At 47.2% G+C, this 18,926-nt stretch carries 7 protein-coding genes; 5 read left to right on the forward strand and 2 right to left on the reverse strand.

The genetic code is table 11. The features are described 5' to 3' along the window. Nucleotides 1–12: 12 nt before the first annotated feature. From MHB56_RS22120 to MHB56_RS22140, 5 genes are all read left to right on the forward strand, one after another. A complete protein-coding gene (locus MHB56_RS22120; protein ID WP_341144017.1) occupies nt 13–1,845 on the forward strand; it encodes a glycoside hydrolase family 35 protein in 1,833 nt (610 codons plus the stop codon). Nucleotides 1,846–1,886: 41 nt separating this feature from the next. Further along, on the forward strand, nt 1,887–9,854 hold the full coding sequence (locus MHB56_RS22125; RefSeq protein ID WP_341144018.1) for a polysaccharide lyase family 8 super-sandwich domain-containing protein: 7,968 nt from the start codon (nt 1,887–1,889) through the stop codon (nt 9,852–9,854). Nucleotides 9,855–10,016: 162 nt separating this feature from the next. Beyond that, entirely contained in the window at nt 10,017–10,724 is a 708-nt protein-coding gene (locus tag MHB56_RS22130; protein ID WP_076126261.1) for a DUF421 domain-containing protein, read from the forward strand. 108 nt (nt 10,725–10,832) lie between these two features. After that, nucleotides 10,833–12,329, forward strand: a complete 1,497-nt coding sequence (locus MHB56_RS22135; RefSeq protein WP_076126263.1) for an alpha-N-arabinofuranosidase — start codon at nt 10,833–10,835, stop codon at nt 12,327–12,329. 12 nt (nt 12,330–12,341) lie between these two features. Continuing rightward, nucleotides 12,342–12,623 carry a DUF6171 family protein gene (locus MHB56_RS22140; protein ID WP_076100542.1) on the forward strand — a complete coding sequence of 94 codons (282 nt, stop codon included), beginning with the start codon at nt 12,342–12,344 and terminating at the stop codon, nt 12,621–12,623. 49 nt (nt 12,624–12,672) lie between these two features. Here the strand turns inward: MHB56_RS22140 and MHB56_RS22145 are convergent, their stop codons facing one another. Together MHB56_RS22145 and MHB56_RS22150 are read right to left on the reverse strand one after the other, a co-directional pair. After that, nucleotides 12,673–13,587: an ArsR/SmtB family transcription factor gene (locus MHB56_RS22145; RefSeq protein ID WP_076100540.1), complete on the reverse strand. Its 915-nt coding sequence runs from the start codon at nt 13,585–13,587 to the stop codon at nt 12,673–12,675. A 192-nt stretch (nt 13,588–13,779) separates the two neighbouring features. After that, on the reverse strand, nt 13,780–18,615 hold the full coding sequence (locus MHB56_RS22150; RefSeq protein WP_341144019.1) for a LamG-like jellyroll fold domain-containing protein: 4,836 nt from the start codon (nt 18,613–18,615) through the stop codon (nt 13,780–13,782). Nucleotides 18,616–18,926: the final 311 nt, after the last annotated feature.

Below are 18,926 nucleotides of genomic sequence, written 5' to 3' on the forward strand. Positions count from 1 at the left end.
AGGTTGTCGATAATGAGCCTGCTCACCTGGAACGACGGACACTATTTGCTGGACGGACAGCCTTATCGTATCGTATCGGGAGCCATTCATTATTTTCGGGTTGTGCCTGAATATTGGAAAGACCGGCTGCTGAAATTGAAAGCCTGCGGATTCAATACCGTGGAGACCTACATCGCCTGGAATATACATGAACCTAAAGAAGGGGAGTTCGTATTTGATGGCATGGCCGATGTGGTATCTTTTATCGAGCTGGCTGGGGAGCTTGGGCTTCATGTTATTGTCAGACCGAGTCCATTCATCTGTGCGGAGTGGGAGTTCGGAGGCCTGCCGGGCTGGTTGCTAGCTTACGGGGAACTCCAGCTTCGCTGCTGTGACCCTCTTTATTTAAGCAAGGTAGACCGTTATTACGATGAGCTAATTCCTCTGCTGGTTCCGCTGCTCTCCACACATGGCGGACCAATTCTGGCCGTTCAGGTAGAAAATGAATATGGCAGCTATGGTAATGACAGTGGCTACCTGGGCTATATGCGTGATGGACTGGTCAGCAGAGGGATCGATGTGCTGCTCTTTACTTCCGACGGGCCAACCGATGAGATGTTGCTCGGCGGAACACTGGAGGATGTGCATGCGACAGTCAATTTCGGCTCCAGTACAGAGGAATCCTTCCGCAAATATCGGGAATACCGCTCTGAAGAGCCGCTTATGGTGATGGAATACTGGAACGGCTGGTTTGATCACTGGATGGAGGATCATCATGTACGCGATGCCGGGGATGTAGCAGGTGTTCTGGATGAGATCCTGACCCAGGGCTCCTCATTTAATATGTACATGTTCCATGGTGGAACCAATTTTGGTTTCTATAATGGTGCGAATCATATCGTCACCTACGAGCCGACGACTACAAGCTATGACTATGATGCCCCGCTCACGGAATGGGGAGATACGACGGCGAAATTTGAAGCTGTCCGGTCGGTACTCAGCAACCATGGATTTGCCCCGACTTGTCCATTCCCTGAGCCGATTCCGAAGATTTCTTACGGGAAAGTCGCTTTGACGGAAAGAGCGGAACTATTCACGGCTTCCAATCTGGAGAAGTTATCAGAGACGGTGAACAGCGTGTGTGTACAGCCGATGGAGAAGCTCGGACAATCCTATGGTTTTATATTGTACAGCACTTATGTGAAAGGGCCGCGCTCTAGACAGAAGCTTTACATCGAGGGCGTGCGCGATCGGGCGCAGGTCTTCCTGGATGGACAGGTGCTTGGGGTGATTGAGCGCTGGAATCCGCTGCCACTGGAACTTTCCATCCCCGCTGGGGGAGCGCAGCTGGATATCCTCGTCGAGAACATGGGACGAATCAATTACGGGCCGCTCATTCGCGATCCGAAAGGGATTCTGGACGGGGTTCGGATTGATAACCAGCTGCAATATAACTGGACGATTCGTACTTTGCCGTTGGAACAGGAACAGCTGGCTTCACTAGCGTACAAGAAGCATCCGGTGGAGAAGCAGCAAGCTGCGCCCCTTTCGGGTCTGCCCGGATTCTACCGGGGGAGCTTCGAGGCGGAGGAGATTGGCGATACCTTTCTACGATTCGATGGATGGAATAAAGGGGTCGCCTGGATTAACGGATTTAATCTGGGCCGTTACTGGAACGTTGGACCGCAGCAGGCGCTATATATCCCTGGTCCACTCTTGCGCAAGGGGTGCAATGAGCTGGTTCTTTTGGAGCTGCATGGCCGTGCGGAGACTTGCGAGATTGAGCTTGTGAACCTTCCTGATCTGGGAAGAACTTCGGCCGTCGATGACGCCGTGTTGAATTTTGTGCAGGATGATAACTTGTAGATGCCTTTAGCTTTAACCAATTCTAAGATTGGGGTGAACAAATGCGTAAACCAAGTCTATTTTTAGTATTAGTTCTCATTGTTGATCTTTTTTCTTCCTGTGGGGGAGTTCTTTATCCCTCGCATAGCAGGGCATCTGCGGCTGCATCAAATCTTATGCTTAACGGAAGCTTTGAGAATACAACGACAGCCCTTGACTCAATCTGGACAGGGGTTACAGACGCTGCTCCGGTGGGCTGGAGCTTATGGGTCCCTACAGGTAGCGGGAAAGGCACGAATAAAACAGCGAATATCAAGATAGACGCTGGCACTGCGCATGAAGGAACCCGGTCCATGCTGTTCGATGCCTTTGCCACAAGCAGGATTTCCATCAATCAGGGGGTAACTTCGGTTATCCCCGGTAAATCCTACAGACTTAAAGTCTGGTTAAAGACGGACAACGTCACTGGACAGGGAGCCTACTTTAGAACACAGTATTACAATACTGCCAAAGTGGGAGATGGACCTTCCTCTCCCAAAATAACAGGCACACAGGACTGGAGTATGCAGCAAGTACTTCTAACTATGCCGGCTAACGCGACGAAGCTAGTCATCGAGCCTTTTTTGGAGACTGGAAAAGGAAAGCTATGGATAGATGATATCGCATTGGAGGAATATGCGGGTCTTACAGGAATTGCGCTAGACCGTACGGCCTTTTCTATGGTCAAAGGGGACACGGTTGCACTTCTGCCGACTTTATCCCCTATAACGGCGGTGGATAAAACGGTAGTGTGGACTTCGAGCAATCCAGAAGCTGCGACTGTGGACGCACTTGGTAATGTAATGGGTACGGGGATCGGTTCTTCGACCATCAAGATCGCCACACCGGATGGTAGCCTTGCAGCTGAATGTCTGGTTACTGTCGAAGCTCCCGACACGATACAGGCCTACAATAAACTGAGGCTGAAATGGTACGACCGATTAAGTGGTGGTCAATACGATGGGAGTGATCCTGATATAGCTGCTAGTATTAGCGCTCAGGCTGCATCGGCTGCTGCACTTTGGGAGAGTATGGATAAATCCTCCGGCCGCACTTCCTTGTGGAGTGATACCGCGAGCACTACAGATTCGCAGTTTATTACAAGCGCTTACAATCGCTTGAAGACTATGGCATTGGCCTATTCTGTGGAGGGATCGGAGCTTTACGGCAACAGCGCTTTGGCGAACGATATTGTAAGCGCAATCAATTGGATGTATACAAACCGCTATAATCCGAGCAAAAGCGCTTATGGGAACTGGTGGGACTGGGAGATTGGCACGCCGCAGATTGTGAATGATCTTATGGTGCTCATGTATGACTATCTAACACCGCAGCAAATCAATCAGTATCTTGCGGCTATTGATGCCTTCTGTCCAGACCCCAAAGTAGGGTCGGTTCTTGGCGTTAAGGGCACGAAGATGACGGGAGCAAATCTACTAGATAAAGCGCTTGTGGTCACGGTAAGAGGCGTGATTGGCAACAACAGTGCAAAGATCATTCAGGGCCGTGATTCCATTGGCTCCGAGTATGTGTACACGACTCATGGTGACGGTGTGTATAAGGATGGTTCCCTCGTTCAGCATAATAATATTGCCTATACGGGAGGATATGGTTCGGTCTGGCTCAAAGGGACGGCGGACATGTCTTATCTGCTGACCGATTCTCCATGGCCAATAACGGACCCGAATGTTCTGAACATTTACGAATGGGTGGCTCAGACTTACGAGCCGGTGATCTACAACGGTCATTTTATGGATTCGGTAAATGGCAGAGGTATATCTAGAAAAGGAAGCGGCAGCGCAAGAGGGTTAATTGTCACCTTGCTGAGGATGGCTGAAACTGCTCCGGAGAATATTGCAGTATCTATTAAGCAAGCGGCGAAAGAATGGATTTCAGCGAATATGACATCCGGCAATTATTATGAAGGGTTGTCGCTTGCCGATATAACGATTGTGAAAAAGCTGATGAATGACGGGAAGATCAATCCAAGAGGAGCTCTCATTAAGAATCAGGTATTCGCCGGCATGGACCGGGTGGTTCATCTACGCGAAGGTTACGGCTTCAGCTTGAGTCTGTTCTCGAATCGCATCTCGGCGTTTGAGAAAGGGAACAACGAGAACCTGAAAGGATGGTATACGGGGATTGGGATGACCTATTTATACAATCAGGATCTGACCCAATACCGCAATGACTTCTGGCCTACCGTCAATTCCTACCGCTTGTCTGGCACGACAACGGATGGATCGGGGCAGGGAATGGTGCCTGTGGAATGGAAAAGTTACATGAATCCGAAAACCTGGGTGGGTGGATCGTCGCTGGAAGGCCTATACGGTGCAGCAGGTATGGATTTCTCACTCTCCCAAGTGACCGGTAGCGATTTGCAAGGCAAGAAATCCTGGTTTATGTTCGATGATGAGATTGTGGCGCTTGGTTCGGGAATTTCCAAATCAACTGCCGGCCCGCAGTCTGTTGAGACGATTATCGATAACCGGATGCTTAACGAAGTGGGAAACAACAAACTTCTAATCAACGGAGCTGTAGAACCGTCACAGTCCGGATGGTCAGCGACGTTAAAGAACGTTCAATGGGCCCATCTGGAGGGTAATGTGTCAGGTGCCGACGTGGGCTACTATTTCCCTGAAGCTCCAAGTATACTGGCGCAACGTGAAGCCAGAACCGGCAGTTGGAAAGAGATTAATGCCACTCAATCCGATGTTCCCATTACGCGCAACTATTTAAGCCTGGCAGTTGAGCATGGAGATACGCCTACGAATGGCTCATACTCCTATGTTCTGTTGCCTAATCGTGACATTTCAGGTACTGAGGATTACAGTGGCAACCCGGATATCGAAGTGCTGCGCAATACAGAGGATGTGCATGCGGTCAGAGAGAAGAAGCTGGGCATAACCGCCGCTAATTTCTGGAATCCAGGAACGGTAGATTCCATCAAGGCACTCAATCCAGCTTCCGTGATGATTCGGCAGATCGATCAGGAGCTTGTCGTTTCGGTGTCTGATCCTACTCAGTCGCAAAACCTATTGTCCCTGGAACTGGATATACCGGGGTTGACACTGCTCAGCAAAGATAGCAAGACGGATGTAGTGCAAGCTTCGGGAAATACAGTTATAACGGTGGATGTGAAGAATTCTATAGGGGCAACGCATGTATTGAAATTTAATATTACTGAAGGAGAGACTCCAAAAGACGAATATGACGAGCTTCGTGGAAGATGGGTGGAGTATTTGACCGGAGGGCAATCCTTCGACCCGAATAACCCGGACATTGCCAAGTCTATAAAGACTTTATCCGATAAGATCAGTAATCAGGAGCGAACTGGATTCTGGGATACGATGAACAAGCAAATGAACCGTACTTATTTATGGAGCGATAAGCCGGGCAGCACAGCGGATGCTTTTGATACGGCAGCCTCTTATAACCGGTTGAAGGATATGGCTATTGCCTTTTCGACATCCGGCTCACCATTGTACGAGAATATGCAGTTGAAATCAGATATTCTGGATGGTTTAGATTTCTTATACGCGAATTGGTATAACGAAACTAAACTGGAGAAAGGCAATTGGTTCGAATGGGAGATCGGCATTCCGCTTGCATTGGGAGATACGATGACCTTAATGTTCGAGTATTTGTCAGCCGATCAGATTACCAAATATACCAAAGCCATTGATAAATTCTGCCCGGACCCAACCAAACGGACCAATCAACCCTCGTTGATGGAAACCGGCGCGAATCGGCTGGATAAAGCACTGGCAGTGGTCTTGAGGGGCATTTATAATCGTGACAGCGCGAAGATCAAACAAGGGCGGGATGCAGTTAGCCAAGTATTACCCTATGTGACCCGCGGAGACGGATTTTATGAGGACGGCTCCTTTATCCAGCATAATAATATTGCTTATACCGGCAGTTATGGGGCTGTATTGCTTGGCGATATGATGAAAATGATGACTTTGCTGACAGGGTCCTCTTGGCCGCTGACTGATACCAATATGAAGAATGTATACAACTGGGTAACGGATTCTTATGAACCTCTCGTCTACAGAAAATTAATGATGGATATGGTGTTCGGTAGATCGATAGCCCGGGGAAACCGGCAGCTCGTGCCTTGGTCGCATATTTTGCGGCTGGCTTCTTCCGCGCCACCGGAGCAAGCGGCCCGATTTAAATCGATGGTGAAGTATTGGTTCGAAGCCGATACGGTAGTAGAAAGTTATTACGACGGTCTAAGAGTAGCCGATATTGTTCTGCTCCAGACGCTTATGGACGATCCAGAGGTGCAGCCATCAGGAGACCTTACTGTGCATAAGCAGTTTTCGGCTATGGACCGGATTGTCCACCATCGGCCTGGATATGCCTTTGGGATCAGCATGTCTTCGGCCCGAATTGCCAACTATGAAGCGGGCACAGAGAATCTGAAGGGCTGGTATACAGGCGAAGGCATGACCTATCTGTATAATCAGGATCTGGATCAATATGCAGATGCATTCTGGCCGACCGTGAACGCTTATCGTCTGCCTGGGGTTACATCGGATGGGGCAAGTCGCGGTGCAGCCAAGACTACATCTAAAACATGGGTGGGAGGATCATCCATAGACGGCCTTTATGGAGCGGCCGGCATGGATCTGGATCCGGATAACAGCACATTGTCCGGTAAAAAGTCCTGGTTCATGTTCGATGATGAAATCGTAGCACTTGGGGCAGGCATTACAAGCACGGATAACCGCAAGGTGGAGACCATCGTAGATAACCGTAAGCTCAAGGCGAGCGGAGACAATGTACTTACGGTCAACGGAGAGGCCAAGCCATCCGCGCTGGGTTGGTCTGAGTCAATGAATCAGGTGCATTGGGCACATCTGGAAGGCAATGTTCCCGGCTCGGGAATCGGTTATTATTTCCCTGATGCCCCAACGATAGACGGTCTGCGTGAGTCTCGGACTGGCGCATGGAAGGATATTAATCAAGGGGGATCAACGGAGCCGATTACGAGAAATTATGCCAGCCTGTCGATTGCTCAAGGAACGAATCCGGTGAATCAATCGTATTCGTATGTGCTTCTGCCGAATCAGGATGAAACGGCGACAGCGCGCTACAGCAGTAGTCCTGACATCGAAATTATAGCCAACACGGATAGTGTGCAAGCCGTCAAGGAACAGAAGCTGGGACTTACGGCTATGAACTTCTGGGTACCGGGAATGATCGAATCCGTGCGCGCCAATCATCCAGCCTCCATTATTATCAAGGAGTCTGGAGATGAACTGACGATAGCCATTTCGGATCCGACACAGTCTCAATCTGTGGTGAATGTGGATGTCGGCAGAACCGCGCTGGAAGAGCTGATGAAAGATCCAACCGTAACGGTACTGCAGACCTCACCGAGGATTGAACTCGCAATTCATACCAGCGGGTCCAAAGGAAAAAGCCATGTTGTCAAGTTCAGAATTGATCCGAATGCCGAGCCTTCTGAGCCTTCCGATTCGGAACCAGACGAAGCGGCAATAACGAAGCTGTATGTTTCTGAAGATGCGTATGTCAATGGAGGATCGAAAGCTGCAGTCAATTATAGTTCGGTCAATTACTTGCAGATCAGAAATGGCAGCGGGGACACAGACAGAAGGGTTTATCTAAAATTCGATCTGAGTCCATTTCTCGGTGAAGTTGGTTCTGTGAAGCTGAATGTGTTCGGAAAGACAAATGACGGGGCAGGCACTTTGTCCGATATCGGTGTATTTGGAGTCCAAGATGATGATTGGACGGAGGCAACGCTAAATTACAATAATGCTCCAAAAATCGGTACTCAAGCTGCGCTGCAGACTTTTTCCGGACCGGAGCAGTGGCGGCAGTTCGATATTACCTCATGGGTTGGCACGGAGTTCCCTTCCGATCCGGTGATAAGTCTGGCTCTTAGGCAGGTAGGCTATAATCTCGCCACAGACATAAGAAGCCGTAAGAATGAGAATGGCAAATATGCCGCGTATCTGGAAATTTTGCCGAAAGATACAACACCTCCAGTCACGAAGGCTACCATACTTGGAGAAACAGGAGAAGGGGGCGCATATAAGGGCAAAGTCAATATCACTTTTGATGTCACCGACCAATCCAATGGGGGAGCTGTCGGCTGGGGAGTCAAGCGGACAGAATACCGGCTCAATGGTGGTGCATGGAATACGGTTACTCAGAGCGTATATATCGAGAACCCCGGAACCTTCGGGATCGATTATCGTTCGGTGGATAAGGCTGGAAATGTAGAGCCTTTCCGACAGCTTCAGGTGACAGTCATGGAGCCTACAGAAAGAGTCTCAACGGCAATTAGCGGCCCGGAAAGCCTGGCTGTCGGGGAGACCGGAACGGCGGTTACTTCGGTAGTGTACAGCGATGGCAGCCGTTATATAGTAACCGAAGGTATAGTCTATGAGAGCAGCGATCCTAACGTCGCAAGTATAGGCAAAGATGGCCATATTGAAGCTAAAGGACCGGGCGTTTCGGTTATTTCATCCGTATATGACAACATGACCGCTTCCTATTTATTAAAGGTGTATGGACAACTGCCGGAGCTCGTCTCTATTTCGTTAAGCGGTCCGACATCCTTGGAAATAGGGCAGAGCGGTAAGGTGGTCACAACGGCGGTATATAGTGATGATAGCCACCTTACGGTAACCGAGGGTGTGATCTACGAGAGCAGTAACAGGAAGGTAGCCACAGTAACGGCAACGGGGCAGCTGCAAGCACTTGATCCGGGCATGACTGTGATTACTGCAAGTTACGGAGGACGGCAGAGCAGTCTGAGGCTTCAGATTCTACAAGCGGAAGAGACTACTTCAACTGTTCCGAGTCCGCAACCACAAGTGCCTTCCGTACCGGAGGTAACGGCGGGGCGGCTGCAACTAAACGCAGCTTCGTTGAACGATCTTTCGGAAGCCATTGTCTACGAGGGTAAATTGAGAATGCTAGTATTGCCGGGGATGGCAGCAGACATGCTCAAACAGAAGCCGCTTCGGGTAGAGGCTTCTAACTTTAATGTGACCCTTCCGGCAGCGGTGCTTCAACAATTGCGGGGTTTGATTCCTGCGGAGCAATTGGCCGGCAGCCAGATCTTTCTGGAGGCTTCTGAGGTGAATGGGGAAGCGGCGCAGAGAATACTAGCTAGCGCAGAGAAGAAATCTGGTGCAGTGCTAAACCAGGCAGGAGAGTTCCTTCTCTTTAACCTGTATATTGTTGCTGGTGACGGTACAAGAAGCATACTTCCCAAATTTGTTGAGCCCGTTACATTAGAGCTTAACGCCTACCCTGAGGCCAAAAGGAATTTGCTCGGCGGCTATTATTTTCCGGATTCCGGAAATATAGAGTATGCGGGCGGTTCCTGGCTGAAGGGCAAGGTGGCTCTGCGCACCGAACACTTAGGCACATATGCCGTGCTGGAATACAACAAATCGTATGACGATGTTCCTTCTGGACATTGGGCGGCGGCGGTTGTACAAGAGCTAACGGCCAAACATCTGATTCAAGGAGTCAGACTTCGGAATTTCGAGCCGAACCGGTCAGTGACCCGTGCAGAATTTACAGCTATGCTGATCCGCTTGCTGGGACTTGAAGGGAAATCATCTACAGCATTTGCGGATGTATCTGCGGATGAGTGGTATGCGGAGGAAGTGGCGCAGGCTGTAGAGGCGGGGATAGTCCATGGGGTGAGTGAGACTCTCTTCGCTCCAGAAGCCCCTATTTCCCGCCAAGAGATGGCGGTCATGGTGATGCGAGCCTACGAATATGTCAGCGGGAAAAAGGTGGAACCGAAGCCTGTAATCCAATTCGGTGACTTGCGTGCGGCTGCCTCATGGGCCCGTGAATCGATCATTGCTGCCCAAGCCCTTGGACTTATCCAGGGTCGAAGTGACCAGCAATTCGCTCCGGGAGGCTCAGCAACTCGAGCTGAGAGCGCAATGGTTCTATACAATCTTTTAGCAATTAAGACTGAAAAGTAAGAATTTGAAGCCAGGGCTTTGGGTAGGTTCAGTAGAACCATTCCAGAGCCCTTTTGGCGTTTAGAGAAATCGGCAGATTTGGATGGGCAGAGCTTTCGTTGAGGTTTCATTTCTACTCGGTTTGTGAATAATGGAGGATTGAATAGGAAGGGAGCATTAGAGATGCAGGTATATATGGACATTGTGCTTAGGGCCTTTGTTGCTATGATCATGCTTTTGCTGATCGCCAAAATATTGGGAAAACAAACGTTATCTAACTTGACCTTCCACGATTTCGTGACGGGTATTATATTGGGCTCAATAGCCGCGAACTTGGCGTTTAATAAACAACTGCATTCTTCCTACATGATCCTGGCGCTTATAGTCGTTACCGTTACATCTTTTTTACTATCTATCATCGCTTTAAAAAGTCGTAAAATGAGAAGCTGGATTTCAGGTTCACCCACTGTACTTATTGAGGATGGGAAAATTCTTGAGCAAAATATGAAAAAGGTAAGATATTCGTTGGATTCTTTGGATCAGGCCTTGAGAGAAAAGGAAATTTTTAATCTAGAGGTAGTAGAATACGCTGTGCTGGAAGATAACGGAATGGTGTCTGTATTAAAGAAACAAGAGTACCAATATGTTACCCGAAAAGATCTAAAGCTGTTGTCCGTTCCTCAGAGCTTTCCCGTTGAATTGATTATGGATGGAATAATGCTCGCAGATAATCTTAAGGATAATGGCCTGACCCAAGAGTGGCTGGAGAACGAGTTAAGACGTAAGGGGAAACAAATTTCTGATGTGTTTTACGGGGTAAGAGGAACGCAGCAGCAGCTGATTTTTGACTATTATGAAGACGGGATAAAGAAACCTATTGATAAAGAATAGCTTTTGTTCATATTGGAGATTGACGGATACCTAAGCAGCGTCTTATAATGTTTATATAATTATTAATTAGTTAATAAAAATATAAACGTTGAGAGGCGGTATTTAACCATGGCAGAACGTGCGATCCTTAATACTGACATTCGCAAAGGGACGATTAACAGAAATATTTACGGACATTTTTCTGAGCATCTTGGCCGTTGCATTTATGAAGGGATTTGGGTTGGAGAAGATTCAACTATTCCTAACACCAACGGTATTCGTAATGATGTCGTGAAAGCGCTTAAGGAAATTAAAATTCCTGTACTACGCTGGCCAGGTGGCTGTTTCGCGGATGAATATCACTGGAAAGATGGTATCGGAGCCCGTGAAGGTCGTAAACGTATGATTAACACTCACTGGGGCGGAACGGTTGAGAACAACCATTTTGGTACGCATGAATTCATGGAATTATGTGAGATGCTGGAATGTGAGCCTTACATTAACGGTAATGTGGGCAGTGGTACCGTTCAAGAGATGTCCGAATGGGTGGAGTATTTAACCTTTGGAGGCGTATCTCCAATGTCCGAGCTTCGCCAGCAGAATGGTCATCAAGAGCCTTGGGCTGTGACTTATTTTGGCGTGGGGAATGAGAACTGGGGCTGCGGCGGGAATATGCGTCCAGAATATTATGCAGATCTTTATCGCCAATATCAGACGTATGTACGAAATTACGGGGACAATCGAATTCACCGGATTGCTTGTGGTCCTAACGTGGATGATTATCACTGGATGGAGGTTCTGATGCGTGAGGCAACACGCTTTATGGACTCGATTACCCTGCATTATTATACAATTCCTGGTCCAGCATGGGAGAATAAAGGCGCAGCTACAGGCTTTGAAACGAGTGAATGGTTTAGTACATTAGAGAAAGCCCTTCGCATGGATGAGCTGATCACCAGACATGGCGTTATTATGGATCAATATGATCCGGATAAAAGAGTAGGTCTTATCGTAGATGAGTGGGGAACTTGGTATGATGTAGAGCCGGGGACGAATCCAGGATTCCTGTATCAACAAAATTCAATTCGGGATGCTCTTGTAGCAGGCGTGACCTTGAATATTTTCCATAAACATAGTGACCGGGTACGGATGGCAAATATTGCGCAGACGATTAACGTACTTCAGGCAGTTATATTGACCGAAGGGGAAAAGATGGTGCTGACCCCAACGTATCATGTATTCAATATGTTTAAAGTCCATCAGGATGCGGAGTTGCTGGATTTAGCACTGGAAAGTGGCACTTACAGCTTTGAAGGCCGTGAGATTCCTGAAGTATCTGCTTCGGCTTCCGTAACTGCTTCTGGAATCATCCATGTCAGTCTTTGCAACTTGAACCATGCTGCTTCTGCTGCTGTTCCACTTGAGCTTCGTGGTCTTTCCGGGAAGAAGGTTGAAGTGACAGGCACAACACTTGCCGGTGATAAAATTGATGCTCACAATACCTTCAGCCAACCGGAGGCGGTAGTGCCGCAAGCCTTCACTGCCTTCACTCTGGAGGGCGATCTTCTTAATGTTGAACTGCCTCCAATGTCAGTAACTGTGCTGGAGATTACGCCGAAGGCTTAAGGTGGTGTTACCATGTCAACAACATCAACATGCAAGGGATGCAGAGAGGATTATAAAGTTACGCCAACGCAGATTAATCGTATCTTGTCTTCTTCCATGTTTAAGCCAGAGTTTTGTGTTCCAGATGAAGTTTACGCTGAACGGGTTGCCCTTTGTGGGACTTGCCCTAAGCTGCACGAAGGGGTAACTTGCGTCGCTTGCGGCTGCATCATCCCCGTAGTAGCCAAGCTTAAGGAACGTAGTTGTCCATTGCCGGGGGGTGGCTTGTGGGGTCCCTTTATCGAAAAGAATTAAGCTAAAATAAGAGCCGCATTCGACTCTCCAATGGGAGGTGAATGCGGCTTTATTCTTGGTTATCCGTATAGAACAACTCAACGATTAGATCTTCATTATAATTTCCAAAACCTTTGCCAAAAAGAGTAATCCCGCCAATATGCTCGGCATCTTCATCTACGGAAAGCTTGAAAGACCACTGTTTGTCACGGATATTCACTTGATCAAGGGTAACTTCTGAGAGCTTCAAACCATCCATAAATGTACCTTTCGCTGTAATGCGCAGCTGCTTGAGCAAGCCGTATTGGTTCGTGAGTGCTGGCCACCAGGCCGGTGTATATTTACCACGGCTATCCCCGTAGTCACCGGGACTTGTCCAGAATCCAAGCTTCACTCCGTTCAGAGTGAATGTGATATCCGAAGGCCAATTATTATTAATGGAAGGTGCTTCGGAAGCAATTTCCATGGTTATAATCAGTTCCTCAGGATGCTGGCTGGAGAGGAGGAAATTAGGGATTTTATATTCGATAAATCCTTTGCCGAACCAAAGAATCCCCGCATTCATACGCTCAAGATCCCAGAAATAGCGGGGATCATCAAAACTGCCGATCACTTTCTCAGTAGTTGCAAGACCACAGGTTGGCTCGATCAGGAAGTCGGAGTAATGTCCAACCGGAATTTCCTTGCGATAACTTTTGCGCTCATTGATCTGTCTGCCTGGGAAGGTGATTTCTGCTCCTTCAGCAGCAAGAGTACAGATCTTTTGCAGACCACTTCGACCAGGTGCCATATGCGTCTGGATCAGTCCGGCAGCTTCCAGCTTACGCACATGCATAGTCATAATGGCGCTGCTCAAATTTACTGCTGCGGCCAATTCCTTAACATTCATAGGATTTTCGGCAAGCAAACGCAACATATGCAGGCGTACTGAGCTGGCTAAAGCTTCATAGACGGGAAGGGATTCTTCCGACAGGTCAAGTTTCATAAATGGCCTCCAATTAAAATTTATGGGCTAATCACCGATGATTAAGAAATTTATTAATAACAATATAAAAATCGACGTTTATTTCGGATGTATAGTTAATGATTATATTAGTTAAATACTTTTTTTACAATATGGGACTTTAAAAAAAGAACGGAGCCTGTGGCTCCGCTCTCTTTTCAAATCAAATCTTGCTTAATCTACGTTCGAGCTATACTCTGCCTGTACTTCATCTGACTTGAGCGCTCTGCTGTAAATCTTCAGTTCATCAATCATACCCTTAAATGGTGCATCCCAATAGTTGACGCCTAGAGCGAAAACGCCGTTCTTGTTCTTAAAGACATTCGGGAAGCCCTCACCAGAGAACTGCTCTACTCCGTTGAGGTAAACTTTTACGGTACCATTGCTGACCGTAAACGCAACATGTGTCCATGTATTTACTGGAATCTTCATGGCAGAAATAGCATCATACCAAGCTTCTCCGGACCATAACAACGTTTTACCGCCACCGTTCTGAGGAACGAAGCTAATCCAGCTATTTTTAGTGGCAGCGCCGAAGAAAGTAGTTGTTGCATCTGTAAGTTGTTCAGGGTTTAGCCACATAGATACGGTGTAGGTATTGCTGTCAATTAATCCATCAGGCAAACGGATACCGGAGGTACCGTTGAATATTGCAGCTTGACCGAGGACACCGTTACCGTATGTGACATTGCCTACTGTTGGGCTATCTACTTTTGCTCCTGTAACTTCGCCTTTTCCGTTCAATTGGAAGGAGTCATCCAGGTCGCCATCAAAAGCATAATGAGCTACTTTTCCATCAGTTACATTTACTGTGTAGCTGGCTGAAAATTCGCTTCCATCAGTCGCTGTTGCAGTAATTACAGCTTGGCCACCGACAGTTAGTGCTGTTACTCTTCCGCTCGCTGCGTCAACAGCCACTACGCTGGAATCGCTAGAGCTCCAAGTTAGCGCCTTGTTTCCGGCATTGGTTGGAAGCACACTTACTTGAGGGGTGAAAGTATTTCCTACAGCTACTGATTTAACAGCTTCACTGAATGAAATATTACTTACTTTAATGTTCGTATCAGGCTCACCGTTTACAAGCCAGCCCACAGCTTCCGCAGACAATGCTCTATCATACACGCGGAATTTATCAACCAAACCTTTGTATGGTGCATCCCAGTAGTTCACACCAAGAGCAAATACACCGTTTTCTGTATCAAAAATATCTGTGAATCCTTTTCCGGAGGATTTCAATATACCATTTACGTACATATTGACTGTTCCAGCATTGTAAGTGAAGGCAATATGCGTCCACTGGTTAACTGGAATTTGTAAGCCTGTATCAGCATCTAGCCAAGTATCGCTACCGAACCAGAGTCTGGTGGTTGCTCCACCGTTTCCATATGGCAGGAGACTGAACCAGTTCGTTTCGGTTTTAGCACCGAAGAATACAGGAGTAAAAGCTTTTAATTCGGATGGGTTCAGCCACATCCCTACCGAATATGCGCTACTTTGAATTAATCCGTCAGGTAGACGAACACCGGATTTACCATCAAACTTGGCTGCCTGACCGTCTTTACCAGCCTCAAAAGTGATGTCTCCATCCTCGGTGTTGTTGATCAGATTTCCGGTGACTATGCCGTCAGCTGTGCGATCCCCATTTTCTGCAAGGTCGCCATCAAAGTCAAAGGCAGCTACTAAGCCGTCTTCCAATTGCGTGCTCTTTTTTTCCATAACAACGGCGGTGAAGGTCTTAGTTACTGCGACTTCACCTAGCTTAATTGTAGCAGTCAGTTCAACTGTAGCGTTTCCAAGTCCAAGTTCAGGACGAGTAACCTTACCATTGTTAGCAATTACAGCCTCATTGGAAGAGGACCATGAAATTTCTGCTCCGCGCAAGCCTTCCGTAGGAAGGGTGATGTCATCGTATATTTTTCTTGTGTCACCAATACTCAAGCCTGCAGCAATATTGTTCAAAATCTGCTCAACGCTCATCGATTCCATCTGGCTGCCCCAGATAGTGATCCCTTGATCTGACATTGCGGTGAACGTCATAACATGCTGTTGGCGTGAGGAATCCCATTGCTTCACAAATACACCTTTGTAGAGATGTTGTACGGTGCTTCCATTTTCCGTTTCGTTAATGAGCAAATGAGCGAAGTACTCATCCTTCAATTCCCAAGTTCCGGTTAACGATCCAACGATCGTTCCGTCACTTTTTAGCTCGATATCTACTGTAGGTTTGATAATGCCTGAAACATCCTTGCCGTGGTTAACGAACTGATAAGAGCCGACAACATTATCCCGTGCTACAGCCCCAATAGTTTCACCCGTGTAACGATGTACGGCAGTTACTGGCCAGCCATCTTCGTTAGTGAACATTTGATGCACACGAAGTTCATGGGTTTCACCACGGAGTGGGAAACGAGTGTGGAAGAAGTTAAATATTTTACCCGTTTCATCATCATATTGTACCGAGTTATGTCCTGAGGACACATAACCATACGTTTGGAAATTCGGGTCTGCATTTTGATTTGTAAACATGAAGTTTCCTAATAGCTTATTACCATATGGTGTGTTGTCACCATCGGTAGTTAGAACAGCATTCTGTCCTGCTGCATCCGTATAAGGGCCGTCCGGATTTGTTGAACGGAACTGCCGCATGCTGTAACCGCCTTTGGAGTCAAGTCCACCGTAAGTTACATACAAGAAGTAGTAACCAGTCTCCTTGTCGTAAACGATATACGGACCTTCACCCGATTTGGTCATTCCGCCAGAAATATGGGTTCCGAAATAGCGGTCGATAATACGTCCATCAGCGGTCTTTCCATCTTTGCCTGGATATTTAGGTTCTCCGGTAGCTGGATCAATCTCCAGAATGAATATACCACCTGACCATGAACCATAAGTCATCCAAAGCTTGTTGTCTTTGTCGTAGAAAATAGTTGGGTCAATTGCATTTGTATAGGTTTTGTTTTGATACAAACCACCTGCATTAAACCAATCTGGATTGACACCTTCCAACGTTCCATTGTCGATAAGGTCCTTGATATTTGTATTGTCCCATTTCTTATTTACTTTACTGTCACTGTCATAAGCCTCTTCCTTGGTGAAACCGGAATAAATTACGGTATTTCCATAAGTATAAGGCCCTTCGATATTTTGCGAAGTGGCGTAGCCAATCGCCGAACGGATATAAGTAGAAGAAGCGCTGTAATACATCATATAAGCGCCAGTTGTTCCATCAGCGTTCTTATAATCATTATTCCAGAATACGTCCGGTGCCCAGATGGAGAATCCGCCTTTACTGTCCGAGTCGTTCTCGCCAGCCCACTTAAAGGATTCTGCCAGATTCTTGGACAGATCACCAAAAATCACGTTGCCCGGTGTTGTATAACCATTAGTGAACTGTGTCCAGTTCATCAGATCATCTGATTTGGCCGCATCGATATGGGAGCCAAATACATAATAAGTTCCATTATCCACTACCACCGATGGATCATGTACCGAGACATTGGTGAGTGCTGGTGCAGTTGCTCCCGGACTAGGTGTAGCCGTCGGACTAGGTGTAGCCGTCGGACTAGGTGTAGCCGTCGGACTAGGTGTAGCCGTGGGATTTGGTGTAGCCGTCGGATTTGGTGTAGCCGTCGGATCTGGTGTAGCCGTTGGGGCCGGAGTAGCTGTAACTTCCGGAGCCGAAGTAGCAACAGAACCGCCGTTAGATCCACCGGTACCAGTGATTGCCGTAGCCGTTGGAGTTGGTGTTTCAAAATGGATTAACTGACTGTACTTGCTATCAAAGATAACCTTACCCGTGCCTTGGATGGTTAGGATATCGTTGAAACCAAGGATTAGATTCTTGATTTCTGTACCTGCTTCTACACGCAGCTTGGCTTTTTGCTTCAGTGTAACTTCAGCAATACTGCCTGCTGTCAGATGGAGTGTAGGCTCTCCCAACGCTTGAAGCTCAACGGAATCAAAGCTTCCTTTCAGCTTGAGGATGGAATCCTTAGGCAGCGTATTCTCAACAATAACCCGGCTGAAACCTGCCCCCGTTAGTGCATCTTCCTCTAGTATTGCGCCGGAATGTACACGTACGTTTGGTACAGCACTTGTGCCTCTAGTAACGACTCGCAGCTTGCCGTTATGCTTATCTACTACCATTTCAGCAGCATTGGAGTCGCTTAGTACGACACTGTTCTCACCGCCACCAGAAACGAATACTTTTCCCTTAACAGTGACATTATTCAGTGTGACATCGCCCTCAGCAATACCTTCGGTAAGGTAGAGATTCCCTGAAATTGTGGAGTTTTTCAACTCTACGCCTGGGCTGCTGATAACCATATTCCGAGTGTTAATCCCCGAATAGCTTCCGCTCTTAGGCGTGATTTCTCCGCCCAGCTTCTCAATCATGCGCAGTGCTTCCGCTCTTGTTACAGCCTGAGTTCCTTTAAAGCTGCCGTCAGTGTAACCTTGCAGATAACCTTCACCAAGTAAAGACAATACTGCTTCTTGGCTCCATTCTGGCAAATCAGCAGCATCCTTTGGTGCAGAAGTGCCAACAGATGAGTTGAGTTGGAACAGTCTGTATAACATTACTGCAGCTTCTTGCCGACTTACTTGCTGTGAGGGTCGGAAGGTGCCATCGCTGTATCCTGTTACATATCCTGCAGCGGTTGCTTTTTGGATATCGCTGTAGTAAGCACCTGTCGTGGAAACATCCGTGAAGCCTATAACGGCTTTTTCCTGCAAATTAAAGACCCGATTAACCAGAGTAACCCACTCTGCACGGTTGATTTCTTGATTTGGCTTATATATTCCGTTTCCGTAACCGAGAATCAAGCCCTTATCTACCCAGGTTTGAAAATCTTTTTGTGCCCAGTGGCCGGAATAATCGGCAGTTTGTTGCTGAGTGGATAATGCGACTGCTTTGGAATCGCTTGCAGAAGCAGCAGAAATTAATGGAGCAGGCACTAATAGAGTGAGGGCAAGCAGGGAAGCGGTTAGTTTACCAGTAGTTTTTCTCAAATGTATGTTCCTCCGATTCTAGTGATGTAGAGCTTGTACACGCGTATTTTTCCAATTCCTCCCTTCTTTACTGAAAAAAATGTAAAACGCTTACATAAATAGCTACTAAAAAAACGCTTTCGAATATGAAAATGGTTTTAATTTATGTATTACTAAACCATAACACGGAAAACGTTTTATAATGCTCTCATTTTAAGCATGATATCAGCAAATAGTCAAATAGAAATTTAATGATTTATGAATCTTTTTATATTTTTATAAATTATAAATTCAAAATAGAGGCAAATGATTTAACTACTGGTGATTACTGC

Origin of the sequence: Paenibacillus sp. FSL H8-0315, assembly GCF_038005365.1 — a bacterium.
In the GTDB taxonomy this organism is placed as follows: Bacteria; Bacillota; Bacilli; order Paenibacillales; family Paenibacillaceae; genus Paenibacillus_AQ; species Paenibacillus_AQ odorifer.